Raw genomic sequence first — 16903 nt, forward strand, 5'->3', positions numbered from 1 at the left:
CGTACACCACACGAGCGTTTCTGGGCCAGGAACGCTCGGCTACAACGAAGCTTACGGGTACAACCGCTCGCGATATTGCCCCGCCACTTCCCGCAATACATCGCACACCCACTGCCCCGGCAGGCTCAGCGCCAAGGCGGCATTGCGGCAGATGCCCACCGACCCGCCTGGCTCCCGCACCCCCAGATCGAGCTCGGCCAACTCACCGCGGCGCAGGTCAAGCAACACTGCATCACGCGGCGCCACCCACACGGCATCACTGCCCAGCAGGTAGCGGCGGCTCAAGGCCAGCGAAAGGGTCTCCAGGCGCTGCGCCGGCAGTTGAATGCCGCATTGCACGAACAGGCTGTCGGCGTGCTGGCGAATGGTAGTGCCCGGTGGTGGGAGCACCAGTGGATAACGGCCAACGCGTGATCGGTCTACCTGCATACTGGCCAGCAAGGGGTGCCCGGGGCGCACGACCAGGGCCATCGACTCGCTGTACAGGTGTTCGAACGACAACCCCTGGATCTGTGGGCTGTCGGTCATGCGCCCGACCACCAGTTCCAGTTCGCCCAGGCGCAACTGGCCGAGCAACTGTGCACTGGCGCCGGTCACCACGCTGATCAGCAACGCTTCATGGCGTTGATGCAGGCGGCACAGCACCTCGGGCATCAGCAGGCCTTCGACCGTGGACAGCACGCCGATGCGCACCTGCGACGGCGCCCGCGCTTCACCGCGCAAGCTGCTCACGCCATCGCGCAGGGCCTGTACGCTGGGCCCGGCGTAATGCATGAAGCGGGTGCCGGCCGGGGTCAGCTCGACGCCCTGGCGGCTGCGCTCGAACAGGCGCGTCTCGAGCAGGTCTTCAAGCTCCTTGAGGGTCTTGGAAATTGCCGGCTGGCTGATCGCCAGAATGTCGGCGGCCCTGGCCAGGCTGCCCTGCCGGGCAATCTCCAGGAAGCACAGCAGGTGGCGGTACTTGATGCGGGTGTCGAGGTTCATGCGCCAAGCTTACCGCATCGCCACCTGTGGCGTATCCGGGTCGCGCTGCTGGCGGCTGGCGGCTGGCGGCTTGCGGCTTGCGGCTTGCGGCTTTCAGATCGGGTGAATATCCATTCGCCATGGAGGCGCTGATTCACCTTTGCGCCCTTACGGCGGGTTACTTTGGTCGTGGCCAAAGTAACCAAAACCGTCGGCTCCCATCATCCGGCCCCTACGCTGCGCTCCGGGGTTCCCTCGCTCCGGCCTTGCTCCCGGGAGGACCGCGCTGACGGCCCATCCATGGGCCGCAGCGCTTGACGGGCATCCATGCCCGTCACCTCCCTTCGCAAGACCTGCGCTCGGCCTCCTGAAGTCGCAATCGGCGGCGCCTGAGCTATCGCGCGCTTAGAAGCAAAAGCAAAAGCAAAGCAAAGCAAGAGCAAGCGCAAGAGACAGGCAAGAGCCGGGATCAGGCCACTGCCACTTCCACCGCCTCCCCGTTCATTCGTACCGGCCACACACGTAACCGCTGGCCGGGATCTTCCAGGCACGCACCGCTGTGCAGGCTGAAGTGCTGTTTGTACAGGGGTGCTGCCACCACCAGCTCGCCTTGCAGGCTGCCCACCAGCCCGCGGCCAATGATGTTGGCTCCGGAGCGTGGGTCGCGGTTGTCCACCGCGTACAGGCTCTGCGCCTGCCCGGGCAGGTAGAACAAGGCGACCTGGGTGCCATCGAGCCACACCACCACACCGGAGTCGGCGACCAGGTCATCGGTGTTGCACACCGCTTGCCAGTTGGGTTGCTTTGCCACAGCAGCATTGGACAGGTTCATCACACAGCCTCCTCGACGGTAGGGATCAGGTGCAGGGGTGCAGCGGGGCGACGCTGTTCACGCTCGCGGACAAAATGCACGTCCGGGTCGGCGCGTCGATCGTTGACGAACGTACGGAAGCGCTTGAGCTTTTCCGGGTCGTTGAGGGCGTTGGCCCATTCGCATTCGTACTGCTCGACCACATGCTGCATCTGCGCTTCCAGCTCGGCAGCCAGGCCCAGGCTGTCGTCGAGGATCACCTGCTTGAGGTAGTCCAGGCCGCCGTCCAGGCTTTCGCGCCATACCGACGTGCGCTGCAGCTTGTCGGCGGTGCGGATGTAGAACATCAGCACGCGGTCGATCAGGCGCACCAGGGTCTCGTCGTCCAGGTCGGTGGCGAACAGTTCGGCATGCCGTGGGCGCATGCCGCCATTGCCACAGACGTAGAGGTTCCAGCCCTTGTCGGTGGCGATCACACCGATGTCCTTGCTTTGCGCCTCGGCACATTCGCGCGTACAGCCAGAGACCGCGAACTTGAGCTTGTGCGGGCTGCGCAGGCCCTTGTAGCGGTCCTCCAGGCGCAGCGCCATGGCGACGCTGTCCTGCACACCGTAGCGGCACCAGGTGCTGCCTACGCAGGACTTCACCGTGCGGGTCGATTTGCCGTAGGCGTGGCCAGTCTCGAAGCCGGCCTCGATCAGCTCGCCCCAGATCAGCGGCAGCTCGTGCAACTGGGCGCCGAACAGGTCGATGCGCTGGCCGCCGGTGATCTTGGTGTAAAGGTCGTACTTCTTGGCCACCTGACCGATCACAATCAGTTTGTCCGGGGTGATTTCGCCGCCGGGAATGCGCGGCACCACCGAGTAGGTACCGTTTTTCTGCATGTTGGCCATGAAGGTGTCGTTGGTGTCCTGCAGTGGCACCAGCGCAGGGTCCATGATCGGCTGGTTCCAGCACGAAGCGAGGATGTTGCCCACCGCCGGCTTGCAGATGTCGCAGCCGACATGGCCCTTGCCATGGCGCGCCAGCAAGTCGTTGAAGGTGCGTATGCCACCCACCCGCACCAGCCCGTACAGCTCCTGGCGGGTGTAGGCGAAGTGCTCGCACAGGCTCTTGTCCACGGTCACGCCACGGGCGGTGAGTTCATGCTCGAACACTTGCTTGAGCAACGCCGCGCAGCCGCCACAGCCGGTAGCCGCTTTGGTGCAGCCTTTGACCGCGGCAAGGTCGGCGCAACCACTGTCGATCGCTGCGCACACTGCGCCCTTGCTGACGTTGTGGCAGGAGCAGATGGTCGCGCTGTCAGGCAGCGCATCGGCGCCCAGGGCCGGTGCGCCACCGCTTTGCGGCAGGATCAGCGCCGCCGGGTCGGCAGGCAGGGCGATGCCGTTCTGAGCGTATTGCAGCAGTGTGTCGTAGTAGCTGTTGTCGCCCACCAGCACCGCACCGAGCACATGCTTGCCACTGGCATCGACCACCAGCCGGCGATAGGCGGCGTTGGCCTCGTCGATGAAGCGGTAGCTGCGCGAGCCGGGCGTGGCGCCATGGGCGTCGCCGATGGAGCCGACATCGACGCCCAGCAGCTTGAGCTTGGTCGACATGTCGGCCCCGGTGAATTCCCCGGCCGCCTCGCCCAACAGCAGCGCCGCCAGGTTGCGCGCCATGCTGTAGCCCGGAGCAACCAGGCCGAACACGCTGCCGTTCCACGAGGCGCATTCACCGATGGCGAAGATGCGTGGGTCGCTGGAGCGGCAGTGATTGTCGATCACCACCCCGCCGCGCGCGGCGATCTCCAGGCCGCAGGCACGGCCCAGGGCGTCCTGCGGGCGGATGCCGGCAGAGAACACGACCAGGTCGGTTTCCAAGTGTTCGCCACCGTCGAAATTCATCCGGTAGCGGTAGGCCTCACCATCGCTGATCGACTGGGTAGCGCGCGACAGGTGCACGCCGACGCCCAGGGCTTCGATCTGCGCCTTGAGCGCGGCGCCGCCTTCAGCATCCAGTTGCACCGGCATCAGCCGCGGGGCGAACTCCACCACATGCGCTTGAAGGCCCAGGGACTTAAGGGCGTTAGCTGCCTCGAGGCCCAGCAGGCCGCCGCCAACCACCACGCCACGGGTGGCATCAACGGCAGCGGCGCGTATCGCGTCGAGGTCGTCGAGGGTGCGATAGACCAGGCGCGCGTTGCCGCTGGAGCCCTCGATCGGGGGCACGAAGGGGTAGGAACCGGTGGCCAGGATCAGCTGGTCATACCCATAGCGGCCTTCGGCGGTAACCACTTCACAGCGCTCGCGGTCGATTTGCAGCACCGCTTCACCCAGGTGCAGGTGCACACCGTTGACGCCATAGAAGCCCTGCTCGCACAGCGCCAGGGTTTCGGCACAGCTGCCGCCGAAGTATTCAGACAGGTGCACGCGGTCGTAGGCGCGCTGGCGCTCCTCGCCGAACACACGCAGCTCGAAGCGCGCCAGCGCGCCGCGTTCGACCAGTTGCTCGACGCAATGGTGGCCCACCATGCCGTTGCCGACGATGACCAGTCGCTCTCGTTGCCCGCTGCTCGCTGTTGCCTTCATAAGCCGATCCTCGATCAAAAAAAAAGCGCCTGGAGCCGAAGCTCCAGGCGCCTTTGCCTGTATTCATCACGGTGTGCCCCCGGTTGATCGCCGTTGATCAGTGGGGCTTGTTGTGTTGGAGATAAAGCATGGAATGTGCCAGTTATGTTGCCTGGCCCGGCCCTATCGCCGGCAAGCCGGCGCCCACAGCTGCAGCACAGGGCTTGAGAGCAGCGGAGCCCGTGCAGGAGCCGGCTTGCCGGCGATAGCGCCAGCCCAAACCATGCACATTCAAGGTGCGTTGCTCCCCATCCTGGAGCATTTCAGTACACATCCCGCCGATACCGCTTGGCCTTGCTCAAACCTTCCACATAGGCATCGGCATTCACACCCCCATGCTCGGCAATGATCTCGCGCAGCACCGCATCCACATCCTTGGCCATGCGCTGAGCATCACCACAGACATAGAAGTACGCCCCCGCCTCCAGCCACTGCCATACCTGCGCACCCTGCTCACGCATCCGCTGCTGCACATAGATTTTCTCTGCCTGGTCGCGGGAAAACGCCGTATCCAGGCGCAGGTGTCCGCTCGCCTGCCAGGCCTGCAACTGCGCGTGGTAATAAAAGTCGGTGGCTGCATATTGCTCGCCGAAGAACAGCCAGTTTTCCCCTTTTGCACCCCGCGCCTCGCGCTCTTCGAGGAACGCACGAAACGGTGCGATGCCTGTACCGGGGCCAATCATGATCAGCGGTACATCATCGTCATCAGGCAGGCGGAAATGCCTGGACGCCTGGGGGAAGATCGCCACCTTCGCAGCCTGCCCCCGGTCAGCGAGGAAGCTTGAGCACACCCCTTTTCGCTGGCCATAACGTACGGTAGAGACGGTCAGATGCACCTCGCCGGGGTGGGCCAATGGGCTTGAGCTGATCGAGTAAAGCCGCGGTTGCAGGGGTTTGAGCAGGTCGAGCCAGGTTGCCAGCGGCAGGTCCTGTGCAAACGCGCGCAGCACGTCGACCAACTGCCGGCCCCACAGCCAATCCTGCAGTGCGGCCTTGCGTTCAGGCTGCAACAGGTGCCGCAGGTCGTCAGCCTGCTGGCTGAACACCTGCAATTGCTGTGGGGTGACCCTGGCAATTTCCAGGTGCGACTCCAGTGCCTGGGCCAACGGCATGGGCGGCTGGCCCTTGAGTTGGACCTGGGTCTTGCCGTCCTGCTGCATCAGCGCCAGCAATTCCTCCACCAGCGCCGGGCAGTTGCGGGGCCACACGCCCAGCGCATCGCCCGCTGCGTAGGTGAAGCCGCTGCCTTGAATATCGAACACCAACTGGCGGGTTTCCTTGCTCGAGCCGGGGCCACTGAGCAGGTTGTTTTCCAGCAGGGTAGCCGCCCACGGCCGTTGCTTGCTGCAGGGCGCAGCCAGTGCGGGCTCGTTGACCGGTAGCGCTACGCCAGCGCTGCCCAGCTCGGGCAACAGCGCGTCGAGCCAGGTGGCAAAGGCCTCATCGAAATCCGGTTCACAATCGACGCGCGGCAGCAGGCGGCGCCCGCCCAGTTCGGCCAGGCGCTGGTCGAGCTTGCGACCAAACCCACAGAACTGGGCGTAACTGGAGTCGCCAAGGGCCAGCACGGCATAAGGCAGCTCGGCGCAGTGGGCGCCCTCCTCGCCCTGCAGCGCCCGCCAAAACGCGGTGGCGCTGTCGGGCGCATCACCATCGCCGAAGGTGCTGGCAATCAGCAGCACACTGGCCGCACCCTGCAGCTGGCTTGGGCTGACCGCCTCCATGCAACTGAGCTGTACCTGCAGCCCTGCGCCGTGCAAACGCTCTGCGCAGCGCTCGGCCAGCGCCTCGCCATTGCCGGTCTGCGAGGCCCACAACACCTGATGTCGGGGCGGGCCGGGGGGCATGGCCAGCAGCACGCGGGCAGGCTCCGGGGCAAGGGTGGTGGTGCCAAGGTCGAGGGCATCGATGCGCTCGCCGGCAACCCGCTCAAGGGCCACGGCGCAGTGCTTGAGGGCAGGCTGCAGCGACAGCGGGTCGACCGCATCGCAGGTCACGGCATTGATTGCCAGGTGCTCGCCGATCACATCGTTCCAGTGGAACGGCGCGAAGCAATCGCCCGGCATGACCCGGTCGCTGACACGCGCCGGCAGCACGGCCCGGCCACGGCGCGAGCGGATCGCCACCTGGTCCTTGTCCTGGATACCCAGCCGCGCGGCATCCTCGGGGTGGAGTTCGACAAAGGGGCCGGGCTCCAGCCTGTTCAGCGCCGGTACCTTGCCGGTCTTGGTCAGGGTGTGCCACTGGTGTTGCACGCGGCCGGTATTGAGCACCAGCGGGTAATCGGCGTCCGGCAACTCCGACGCGGGCAGCCAGGGCCGGGCGAAGAAGCGGGCCTTGCCACTGGCTGTGGGGAACACAAGGGACGAGGGTGCGCCTTCTTCGATGTAACGCACGGGGCTGCGGTCGTCCACGCGGCCCGGCGCGCAAGGCCACTGGTGCGGCTTGTCACGCAGTTGCGGGTAGCCGACCCCACGCAGGTCGTAACCGGTGAGCGGGTTGTGGAAGCGGCGGATTTCGTCATACACCGCTTCGGCGTCGGGGTAATCGAAGGCCTCGGCATAACCCATGGCACAGGCGACCCGGGCGATGATCTGCCAGTCCGGCAAGCTCTGGCCTGGTGCAGCCACGGCGCGAGGCATCAGTGTGAGGTTGCGTTCGCTGTTGATCATCACGCCCTCACCTTCAGCCCAGAGGGCGGCGGGCAGGAGAATGTCGGCGTAAGGGTTGGTTTCGGTGTCGAGAAAGGCATCCTGGGTGATCACAAGCTGCGCCTGGCGCAGGCCATCGATCACCTGCTGGCGGTTGGCGACGCTGGCCACCGGGTTGCTGCAGATGATCCAGCAGGCCTTCACTTCACCCGTTTTCATCTGCTCGAACAGCGCTACCGTGCCCTCGCCGCTTTCTGCACGCAGGCTGCCGGGTGCCAGGCCCCATTGCGCTTCGACAAAGCTGCGGTCGGCGTCGATCAGCGCCGAACGTTGGCCCGGCAGTCCCGGCCCCATGTAGCCCATCTCACGGCCACCCATGGCATTGGGCTGGCCGGTCAGCGAGAACGGCCCACTGCCGGGGCGGCAGATGGCGCCAGTGGCCAGGTGCAGGTTGCACAGCGCATTGGTATGCCAGGTGCCGTGCACGCTCTGGTTCAGGCCCATGGTCCAGCAGCTCATCCATTCACCCGCGCTGCCGATCAACGCGGCAGCCTGGCGGATGTCATCTTCTGCAAGGCCAGTGATGGCCGCGACGCGTTCAGGCGTGTAGTCCTCGAGGAAGGCTGGCAGCGCTTCCCAGCCCTCGGTGTGGCGGGCAATGAAGGCGCGGTTTGTCTGGCCATTGCGGTGCAGCAGGTGCAGCAGGCCGTTGAGCAGGGCCAGGTCGCTGCCGGGGCGCACTTGCAGGAACAGGTCGGCCTTGTCGGCGGTGGCGGTGCGCCGCGGGTCGACAACGATCAGTTTCGCTCCAGCCTTTACACGGTCGAGCAGGCGCAGGAAGAGAATGGGGTGGCAGTCGGCCATGTTGGCACCGATCACCAGGAACACCTCGGCACGCTCGAAGTCCTGGTAACTGCCGGGCGGGCCATCGGCCCCCAGCGAGAGTTTGTAGCCACTGCCGGCGCTGGCCATGCACAGCCGTGAATTGGACTCGATGTGGCGCGTGCGGATAAAGCCCTTGGCCAGTTTGTTGGCCAGGTACTGGGCCTCCAGTGACATCTGCCCGGAGACGTAAAGCGCTACGGCGTCCGGGCCATGCTGGTCGATGATGCCGCGCAGGCGCTCGGCAGCCTGGGTGATGGCCTGGTCCATGCTGCTGCGCGCCGGTTCATGGTCGCGTTGCTGGCGCACAAAGGCACTTTCCATGCGCCCGGCAGCGGTCAGGGGCAGGTGCGCGGTAAGGCCTTTGGTGCAGAGGCGGCCGAAGTTGCTCGGGTGCTGCTTGTCACCGCTGATCTTGTTGACCTTGCCGTCGGCCACGCTCATGACTATGCCGCAGCCTACGCCGCAATAGGGGCAGACGCTGCGTACTTCGGTGCTGGCCATGGGGCGGGTCTCCTGGTGCAAACGCAAAAGGCGCCGGCTGCCCCGGCTTGCTTGGCAAGCGAGGGCAACACGGCGCCTTTGTCGTGAAGGGTTGAAGGCGGTCGACGTTGACGGCCTTGATGGAGGTCTTTCAGCAATTGTTGGGCCAGCTGTGCCCTGGGGCCGCTTTGCGGCCCTTTCGCGGCACAAGGCCGCTCCTACATGCGGGGGCTACGTGCCGCGAACGGCGGCACAGCAGCCCCAAAACGGTGATCGACGCACCATCAGGTGGCAGCCGGGCGCCCCATGGCGCTATGCTGAAAGCTTTCCGCCTCAGAGCTACTTTGCACCCACATGTCCCAGGTGATCCTCAAGACCCCCGCCCAACTCGACCTGATGCGCAACGCCGGCCGTTTACTGGCCCAGGTCTTCGCCAACCTCGATACCTTCATCCGCCCCGGCGTGACCACCATGCAGATCAACGACCGCGCCGAGGCCTTCATCGTCGGCACCCTCAAGGCGCGCCCGGCGAGCAAGAGCCAGTACGGTTTCCCCTACGCGCTCAATACCTCGGTGGACCACGTGGTCTGCCACGGCATGCCCAAGGCCGATGAGGTGTTGAGTGAAGGGTCGATCATCAACGTCGACATCACGCTGGAACAAGGCGGCTATATCGCCGACTCGTCGAAAATGTATTGCCTGGGCCCGGTCAGCGATGAGGCACGGCGCCTGGTCGACACCACCTATGAGGCCTTGTGGAAGGGGATTGAGCAGGTGCGCCCGGGGGCGACGCTTGGCGACATCGGCCACGCCGTCCAGGCCCATGCCGAGGCGGCGGGCTACAACGTGGTGCGCGAGTACTGCGGCCATGGCATTGGCCAGCAAATGCATGAAGGGCCAGAGGTGCTGCATTACGGCCAGCGCGGCATGGGCATGAAGCTCAAGCCGGGCATGGTGTTTACCATCGAGCCGATGATCAACCAGGGCGGGCGTGGCACGCGGACCTTGAAGGACGGGTGGACGGTGATTACCCGTGACCACACGCTGTCGGCGCAGTGGGAACATACCGTCGCGGTGACCGAGGATGGGGTCGAGGTGCTGACGCTACGCAAGGAAGAGCACGTGGGCTGAGCGCACGGCGCAGACACAAAAAAAGCGACCCTAAGGTCGCTTTTTTTGTTACTTCCGGGTGTTCAGTGGGCCCTGGAAGTGGAATATGGCGCAGCGGACGGGACTCGAACCCGCGACCCCCGGCGTGACAGGCCGGTATTCTAACCGACTGAACTACCGCTGCGCTATACATCGAGTGGTGGGTGATGACGGGATCGAACCGCCGACCCTCTGCTTGTAAGGCAGATGCTCTCCCGGCTGAGCTAATCACCCTTCGTCTCGGTGTGGCGCGCATTCTACGGAGGGAGCGCCACCCTGGCAAGCACATTTTTCAACTTTTCTAAAAAAAATTCTCAGGCCTTTCAAAGACCTAGCGCCGTCTACGGTTTCTTTCCTCTATATGGCTGCTGGCCCGATGACAGGGCTGGCCTGGAACGGCTGCACGGAGAATAATGCCCCCCTTATGCATTAAGGAGAGACTCACCCTCATGTGGTTCAAGAACCTGCTGACCTACCGCCTGACCCAGGATGTCCCGTTCGAGGCTGAAGCACTGGAGGCCGCCCTGGCCAGCAAGCCGGCCCGCCCCTGCGCCAGCCAGGAGCTGACCACTTATGGTTTCGTCGCGCCGTTCGGCAAAGGCGAAGACGCTCCCCTGGTGCACGTCAGCGGCGAGTTCCTGCTGATTGCCGCGCGCAAGGAAGAACGCATCCTGCCAAGCAGCGTCGTAAACGATGCTGTCAAAGAGAAGGTCGAAGAGATCGAGACCGAGCAGATGCGCAAGGTCTATAAAAAGGAACGCGACCAGATCAAGGACGAGATCATCCAGGCCTTCCTGCCGCGCGCGTTCATCCGCCGCTCGATGATCTTCGCCGCCATCGCCCCGCGCCTGGGCATGATCCTGGTCAACTCGGCCAGCGCCAAGCGCGCCGAAGACCTGCTGTCGACCCTGCGTGAGGTGATGGGCTCGCTGCCGGTGCGCCCTGCCACGGTCAAGATCGCACCGGCCGCGACCATGACCGACTGGGTCAAGTCGCAGCAGGCTGCCGAAGGTTTCTATGTGCTGGACGAATGCGAGTTGCGCGACACCGCCGAAGATGGCGGCATCGTGCGCTGCAAGCGCCAGGACCTGACCGGCGAGGAAATCCAGCTGCACCTGAGCACTGGCAAGGTGGTCACCCAGCTGGCCCTGGCCTGGCAGGACAAGCTGTCGTTCGTGCTCGACGACAAGATGGTGATCAAGCGCCTGAAGTTCGAGGAGTTGCTGCAGGAGCAGGCCGAACAGGATGGCGGCGATGAAGCGGCGCAGCAGTTCGATGCCAGCTTCCTGCTGATGATGATGACCTTCAGCGAATTCCTGCCGGTGCTGTTCGAAGCGCTGGGCGGCGAAGAGATTCCGCAAGGGGTCTGACGCGGCTTGGAGCTGCAAGCTGCAAGAAAAATCAAAAGCGGTACCGCGGCGCCCAATACGACGCCGTACTGCTTGCAGCTTGCAGCTTGCAGCTTGCAGCTGCACTATCATGCCCACGGTGAGGACGACCTCACGACGCACCGCGTGACCATTACGGGGACGGCCCCATCATTCAAACGATGGAGACTCACTCATGTCCTGGATCATCCTGTTCTTCGCCGGCCTGTTCGAAGTCGGCTGGGCTGTCGGCCTCAAATACACCGACGGTTTCACCCGCCCGCTTCCCACCGTGCTAACCGTCGGCGCCATGGTCATCAGCCTGGGCCTGCTGGGCCTGGCCATGAAAGAGCTGCCGCTGGGCACCGCCTATGCCATCTGGACCGGCGTGGGTGCCGTCGGCACAGTGATCGCCGGGATCATCCTGTTCGGTGAATCCATGGCCCTGGTGCGGCTGGTCAGTGTGGCGCTGATCGTTACCGGCCTGATCGGCCTGAAAGTCAGCGCCAGCTGACGGCTTATGCCTAACGCAGGTCGCCGCGCAAGCGGCTGACCTGCTCACGCAGCAACTCAGGCTGCGCCACCTCCACCGGGATGGACGCTCCGGCGACGATGGTCACCCGCGACCACAAGCGCTTGAAGAACCCCTTGCCCGGATCGCGGCTGAAGAAACTGCCCCACAGCCCCTGCAGCGCCAGTGGAATCACCGGCACCGGCGTTTCTTCGAGAATGCGGCCGACACCACCGCGGAACACATCGATCTCGCCATCGCCGGTCAACTTGCCTTCCGGGAAAATGCACACCACCTCCCCCGCCGCCAGGTACTCGGCGATACGGGCGAACGCGCGTTCGTAAGTGGCCTGGTCTTCATTGCGCCCGGCAATCGGGATGGCACCTGCGGTGCGGAACACGAAATTGAGCACCGGCAGGTTGTAGATCTTGTAGTACATCACGAACCGGATCGGGCGGCGGATCGCCCCGCCGAGCAGCAGCGCGTCCACGAATGACACATGGTTGCACACCAGCAGCGCTGCGCCTTCGTCGGGGATGCGCTCGAGGCCGCGATGCTCCACGCGGTACATCGAGTGGCTCAACAGCCAGATCAAAAAGCGCATGGTGAACTCGGGCACGATCCTGAAGATGTAAGCGTTGACCAGGATATTGAGCAGCGACACCACCAGGAACAGCTGCGGGATGCTCAGGTCCGCAAGGCCCAGCAGGACGATGGTGAGGATGGCCGACACCACCATGAACAAGGCATTGAGAATATTGTTGGCGGCGATGACTCGCGCGCGCTGGCCCTCGGCGGTGCGCGCCTGGATCAGCGCGTACAGCGGCACGATATAGAAGCCGCCGAATACCCCAAGGCCGACGATCGACACCAGGATCCACCAGGCCTGGCTCATGCCCAGCAGTGCCAGCCAGTCGTGCGGCGCTGCGCCGGCCGGCACATCACCGGAGTGCCACCACCAGAGCAGCCCGAACAGCGTCAGGCCAAACGAGCCGAAAGGCACCAGGCCGATCTCGACCTTGCGCCCACTGAGCCGCTCACACAATAACGAGCCCAAGGCGATACCCACCGAGAACAGGGTCAGCACCAAGGTCACCACCGTGCCGTCACCATGCAGCCAGTCCTTGGCGTAGGCCGGGATCTGGGTCAGGTAGATGGCGCCGACGAACCAGAACCACGAGTTGCCGACGATCGAACGCGACACCGCGGGCGGTTGCCCCAACCCCATGCGCAGGATCACCCACGACTGCTTGAAGATGTTCCAGTCCAGTGGCATTTGCGGTGATACGGCCGCCGCACGCGGGACCCAGCGGCTGGCCAGGTAGCCCAGCACTGCGGTGCCCACCACCCCGCCCGCCACCACCGTGGCGTAGCTGTCGCTGGCCATCATCACCCCGGCGCCAATGGTGCCGGCGAGAATGGCGAGGAAGGTGCCCATCTCCACCAGGCCGTTGCCACCCACCAACTCTTCTTCACGCAGCGCCTGGGGCAGGATCGAATACTTCACCGGGCCGAACAGCGCCGACTGGGTGCCCATGCAGAACAGCGCCACCAGCATCAGCAGCAGGTTATCGCTGACAAAACCGAGCGCACCGATGGCCATGATGGCAATTTCGGCCAGCTTGATCGCGCGGATCAAGGCGTCCTTGGCGAACTTCTCGCCAAACTGCCCGCCCAGTGCCGAAAACAGGAAGAACGGCAGGATGAACAGCAGCGCGCAAAGGTTGACCCAGATCGAGCGGTCCCCGTCGCCAAGGCTGAGCTTGAACAGGATCGCCAGGATCAGCGACTGCTTGAACAGGTTGTCGTTGAAGGCACCCAGCGACTGGGTGACGAAAAACGGCAGGAAGCGCCGCTTGCCGAGCAAGGTGAATTGCGAGGAATGACTCATCGTCCTTGTTCCCTGAGGGGCTTTTGTCATTTGAGGCACGCAGGCCGCGATAAGCCACAAATTTGCACGCGAACGCCTGCTGCTGGCAAGCCAGGCACGTCGGGCACAGCGCCCGCGGCGCCGCATGATGGCATTTTGACGCCAATCTTCTTGATATCAGTGTTCAGATTTTGTTACATCTGCCGATTAAACATATAGATGACTGTATCTACCAGAAGGAACGGACCTCCGGTCTCCTCCAACGCACAAGAAAAGGAGCTCAGCAGCATGCTTACCTGGATAGGCGACCTCAGGATCGCCCACAAACTCTTCCTCGGTTTCGGCCTGGTGCTGGGCCTGACCTTGCTCCAGTCGCTGATCAGCTGGGAAGGCATGGGCAGCCTGGTACGCCGCAGCGAGGTGGTCAGTGAGGTGTCGCGCCTCAACGATGCCTTGGGCGACCTGCGTGAGGCGCGCCTGCGCCACGCCATCGCCAATGGCGCAGAAAACGAAGGCAAGGCGTTGCAGGGCGCGCTTGAAGCGTTCCAGACGCCGCTGGCGAAACTGCGTGGGACCTTGGTCAAGCCACAGAGCCTGGCGCTGATCGACAAGGCCGAGCAGACCCTTCGCGGGTATGCCGCCAACCAGGCGCAGAGCTTCCAGTCGTACCAGAAAATGCGCGCGGCACAAAAGGAAATGGGCGCCCTTGCCACCCGTTCGTTCGCCAGCATCGAGACCATTCGCACCCAGGTACGCGCCCTGCCCGATGCCGAGCAACGTGTAGTACGCAGCGAAGCGATCAACCAGATCCGCGAGAACCTGATCCTGCTCCGCTACCACGTACGCGGCTACACCGGTAACACCAACGCCGACACCGAAAAACTGATGAACGCACAGATCGCCACCACGGTGAACGAGTTGCCAGGCCTGGTGGCGCGCTTCAATGGCAGCTTCGACGCACAGTTCAGCGCCTTGAACCAGCAGGTTCGCGCCTATGCCGAAGCGGTCGAAGCTTTCCGTGGTGAAGTGAGCAGGCTGGTCGAGTGCCGCAACGCCATGGCCAGCGACATAAACACACTCACAGGCCTGATCGGTGAACTGCTCGACGCCCAGGCAGTGTCGGTGGTCAGCGACAGCCAGTTCGCCAAGAACCTGCAGATCTTCACCACGCTGCTGGCGCTGCTCATGGGCATCTTTGCCGCGCTCATCATCGCCCGCCAGATCAGCGCGCCGCTGCAGCAGGCCTTGCGTGCCATGCAGCAGGTAGCCGCCGGAGACCTCAGCGAGCAACCGGCCAGCCGCCGCCGCGACGAAGTCGGCCAGTTGCAAAATGCCTTGCAGGGCATGACCGGCAACCTGCGCGACTTGATCGCGCAGGTGCGCGACGGTATTTCGCAGATTGCCAGTGCCACCGAAGAACTGTCGGCCATCACCGAGCAGACCAGCGCCGGCGCCAGCAGCCAGAAAGTGGAAACCGATCAGGTTGCCACGGCCATGCAGGAAATGGCCGCCACCGTGCATGAAGTGGCGCGCAACGCCGGTGAGGCCTCGCAGGCCGCCAGTGCCACGGACGAGGAAGCACGCGAAGGGGAAAGTGTGGCCAACCGCGCCGTCGCGCAGATCGGCCGGCTGGCCAACCAGGTGGACGCCACTGGCCAAGCCATGGGTGCGCTACGCAACGAGAGCCAGCGTATCGGCAAGGTCATGGACGTTATCAAGGCAGTGGCGGAGCAGACCAACCTGCTGGCGCTCAATGCCGCGATCGAAGCAGCCCGCGCTGGCGAGGCTGGCCGTGGCTTTGCCGTGGTGGCCGATGAAGTGCGCAGCCTGGCGCAGCGTACCCAGGCGTCGACCCTGGAGATCGAGTCGGCCATCGGCAGCCTGGAAGAAGGCACCCGCTCAGTGAGCGAACTGATGGACGAAAGCCAGAGCCTGACCCAGAGCAGCGTGGCGCTGGTGCGTGAAGCCGGGGTGGCGCTGGAAGGCATAACCCAACGCGTTTCGGGGATTCAATCGATGAACCAGCAGATTGCTGCGGCTTCCGAGCAGCAGAGCGCGGTGGCCGAAGAGATCAGCCGTAGCGTGGTGACAGTGAGGGATATTTCCGAGCAGACGGCGCAGGCCAGCCAGCAGACGTCCGCTTCCAGTGTCGAGCTGGCGCGCCTGGGTGGGCAGTTGCAGCAGATGATCAGCCGGTTCCGGTTCTAGTCACTGCAACGACAGGCATGAAAAAACCGCAGCCAGGCTGCGGTTTTTTTTCATGCTTTTGAACGTCAGAGCACGAAGGTCAGCAGCACATTGAACGCCAGCGCCGCCACGAAGCCGATGGGCGCCGCCTTGAACAGCAACTGCGGGAACAACGAAGCGCGGCTCTTCTCGTTGCTGCAGGAGCCCAGAATCAGGCTGCCGCCGGAGGAAAACGGCGAGATCGAGGTGGCTTGGGCACCCGCAACGATGGCAATGAACAGGATCATGGGCTCGATACCCATGTTCTGTGCAATCGGCAGCACCATGGGGAACAGCGCCGGCGTCACGACGCCCAAGGTGCTGGAGAAGATGGACATGAATGCCGCCACCGCACCGAATACCACCGGCACCATGATTGGCGGGATGCTGGTGCCGATCCAGGAGGCGAGAATGTCGATGGTGCCGGCCTTGATCGCCACGGAAATCAGCATGCCCACACCACAGATCATGATCAGCGTGCCCCAGGGCACGGTCGCCATGGCCTTGCGTTCGTCACCGAGCTTGAGCAACAGGGCGATCACCGAGAACAGGCTGGCGATCAGGCCGATATCCACCTTGGCGTTGATGAAGGCTACCGTGGCATTGCCCGGCAGGGCGATGCTGGCCACCGGCGCAGCCAGCACCATCAGCATCATCGCCAGGGTCAACCACAACGTGGTTCGCTGCTGGCTGTTGAGCGCCGCTGGCGCCTCGACAGCAATGGCAGACGCCTTCAACGCGCGGCCATGGCCGGTGAGGAAGACGAATACCCCGATCACCAGCAATGGGATGACCAAGGTGCTGACGAAGATACCGGCCGCGTTGATGAAAGCCTGGTTGTCGCTCACGCCGGCATTGGTCATCAGCCCGCGGAAGATGATGCCGCTCTGGCTGGACATGAAGTTGGCCCCGCTGAGCGCGCCATAGTTCACGGCCATGCCGCCGACGATCAGGCTCATGCGGGTACGCTCGCACAGCAGCAGGGTAATCGGCGCCATGAACGCCAGCACGGTGTAGTACCCCGCCCCCATCGCGGCGATCACGGTGGCGGCGAAGAACACGGCGAACGGCAGCAACTGCGGCACTGCCCGGCAGCGGTAGATAAGGTGCTCGGCCAGCTTCTCCAAGGTGCCATTGACCGTGGCGAAGCTGTAGAACAGGCAGACCGAGAAGATCACGAAGAAGATCTTGAGCGGCCACAGGCCGATGACCTCCGAAGGGCTCAGGCCCATGCCGAAACAACCGATCAGATAGGCAAAGGCGATGGCGAAAAGGCCGATGTTGATCTTGGTCTTGTAACCGAGGGCCACGGCGACGACGATGGCCGCGACGACGAGCATGCTCATCATGTTGAAAGTGTCCTGTTGTTATTGTGTAA

Annotated in this window: 10 protein-coding genes, 2 tRNA genes and 1 pseudogene; 5 read left to right on the forward strand and 8 right to left on the reverse strand. The window is 64.0% G+C overall.

From position 1 onward, the window contains the following. Window positions 1-51 precede the first annotated feature (51 nt). The 4 genes from pcaQ to NGJ21_RS06130 all read right to left on the reverse strand — a co-directional run bounded on the left by pcaQ (window position 52) and on the right by NGJ21_RS06130 (window position 8423). Window positions 52-984 (reverse strand): pca operon transcription factor PcaQ, encoded by a 933-nt coding sequence (gene pcaQ / locus NGJ21_RS06115; protein WP_046787419.1) that lies wholly within the window; start codon window positions 982-984, stop codon window positions 52-54. Window positions 985-1432: 448 nt separating this feature from the next. After that, a complete protein-coding gene (gene nirD / locus NGJ21_RS06120; protein ID WP_046787420.1) occupies window positions 1433-1795 on the reverse strand; it encodes a nitrite reductase small subunit NirD in 363 nt (120 codons plus the stop codon). Beyond that, window positions 1795-4347: a nitrite reductase large subunit NirB gene (gene nirB, locus NGJ21_RS06125; protein ID WP_115272958.1), complete on the reverse strand. Its 2553-nt coding sequence runs from the start codon at window positions 4345-4347 to the stop codon at window positions 1795-1797. Before nirB ends, nirD begins: the two co-directional genes overlap by 1 nt. 302 nt (window positions 4348-4649) lie before the next feature. Beyond that, window positions 4650-8423: a bifunctional nitrate reductase/sulfite reductase flavoprotein subunit alpha gene (locus NGJ21_RS06130; protein WP_251961949.1), complete on the reverse strand. Its 3774-nt coding sequence runs from the start codon at window positions 8421-8423 to the stop codon at window positions 4650-4652. A 333-nt stretch (window positions 8424-8756) separates the two neighbouring features. On the opposite strand from NGJ21_RS06130, the gene map reads away from it, so the two are divergent. Next, window positions 8757-9533, forward strand: coding sequence for a type I methionyl aminopeptidase (gene map, locus NGJ21_RS06135; protein WP_251961950.1), 777 nt, complete (start codon window positions 8757-8759; stop codon window positions 9531-9533). An 86-nt stretch (window positions 9534-9619) separates the two neighbouring features. Here map and NGJ21_RS06140 read toward each other — a convergent pair. Both NGJ21_RS06140 and NGJ21_RS06145 read right to left on the reverse strand, forming a co-directional pair. Beyond that, window positions 9620-9696, reverse strand: a tRNA-Asp gene (locus NGJ21_RS06140). A gap of 13 nt (window positions 9697-9709) precedes the next feature. After that, window positions 9710-9785 (reverse strand) — tRNA-Val (locus NGJ21_RS06145). A 215-nt stretch (window positions 9786-10000) separates the two neighbouring features. Between NGJ21_RS06145 and rdgC the strand changes: the two genes are divergently transcribed. Beyond that, window positions 10001-10921 carry a recombination-associated protein RdgC gene (gene rdgC / locus NGJ21_RS06150; protein ID WP_046787424.1) on the forward strand — a complete coding sequence of 307 codons (921 nt, stop codon included), beginning with the start codon at window positions 10001-10003 and terminating at the stop codon, window positions 10919-10921. Window positions 10922-11114: 193 nt separating this feature from the next. Then, a complete protein-coding gene (gene sugE, locus NGJ21_RS06155) occupies window positions 11115-11432 on the forward strand; it encodes a quaternary ammonium compound efflux SMR transporter SugE (protein WP_012313171.1) in 318 nt (105 codons plus the stop codon). Between the two features lie 10 nt (window positions 11433-11442). On the opposite strand, the gene NGJ21_RS06160 is transcribed toward sugE, so the two are convergent. Next, the gene (locus NGJ21_RS06160; protein ID WP_251961951.1) at window positions 11443-13320 is read right to left on the reverse strand and encodes a 1-acyl-sn-glycerol-3-phosphate acyltransferase; all 1878 of its coding nucleotides are present in this window, start codon (window positions 13318-13320) and stop codon (window positions 11443-11445) included. Between the two features lie 372 nt (window positions 13321-13692). Between NGJ21_RS06160 and NGJ21_RS26025 the strand changes: the two are divergent. After that, window positions 13693-14652 (forward strand): annotated as a pseudogene (locus NGJ21_RS26025) (methyl-accepting chemotaxis protein); the annotation flags it as partial. A 141-nt stretch (window positions 14653-14793) separates the two neighbouring features. Next, complete coding sequence (locus tag NGJ21_RS26030; RefSeq protein ID WP_371316832.1) at window positions 14794-15507, forward strand: methyl-accepting chemotaxis protein; 714 nt, start codon at window positions 14794-14796, stop codon at window positions 15505-15507. 65 nt (window positions 15508-15572) lie between these two features. Here the strand turns inward: NGJ21_RS26030 and NGJ21_RS06170 are convergent, their stop codons facing one another. Then, on the reverse strand, window positions 15573-16874 hold the full coding sequence (locus tag NGJ21_RS06170; protein WP_119688416.1) for an SLC13 family permease: 1302 nt from the start codon (window positions 16872-16874) through the stop codon (window positions 15573-15575). Window positions 16875-16903 lie beyond the last annotated feature (29 nt).

Origin of the sequence: Pseudomonas sp. Marseille-Q5299 (assembly GCF_943737035.1) — a bacterium.
In the GTDB taxonomy this organism is placed as follows: Bacteria; Pseudomonadota; Gammaproteobacteria; order Pseudomonadales; family Pseudomonadaceae; genus Aquipseudomonas; species Aquipseudomonas putida_E.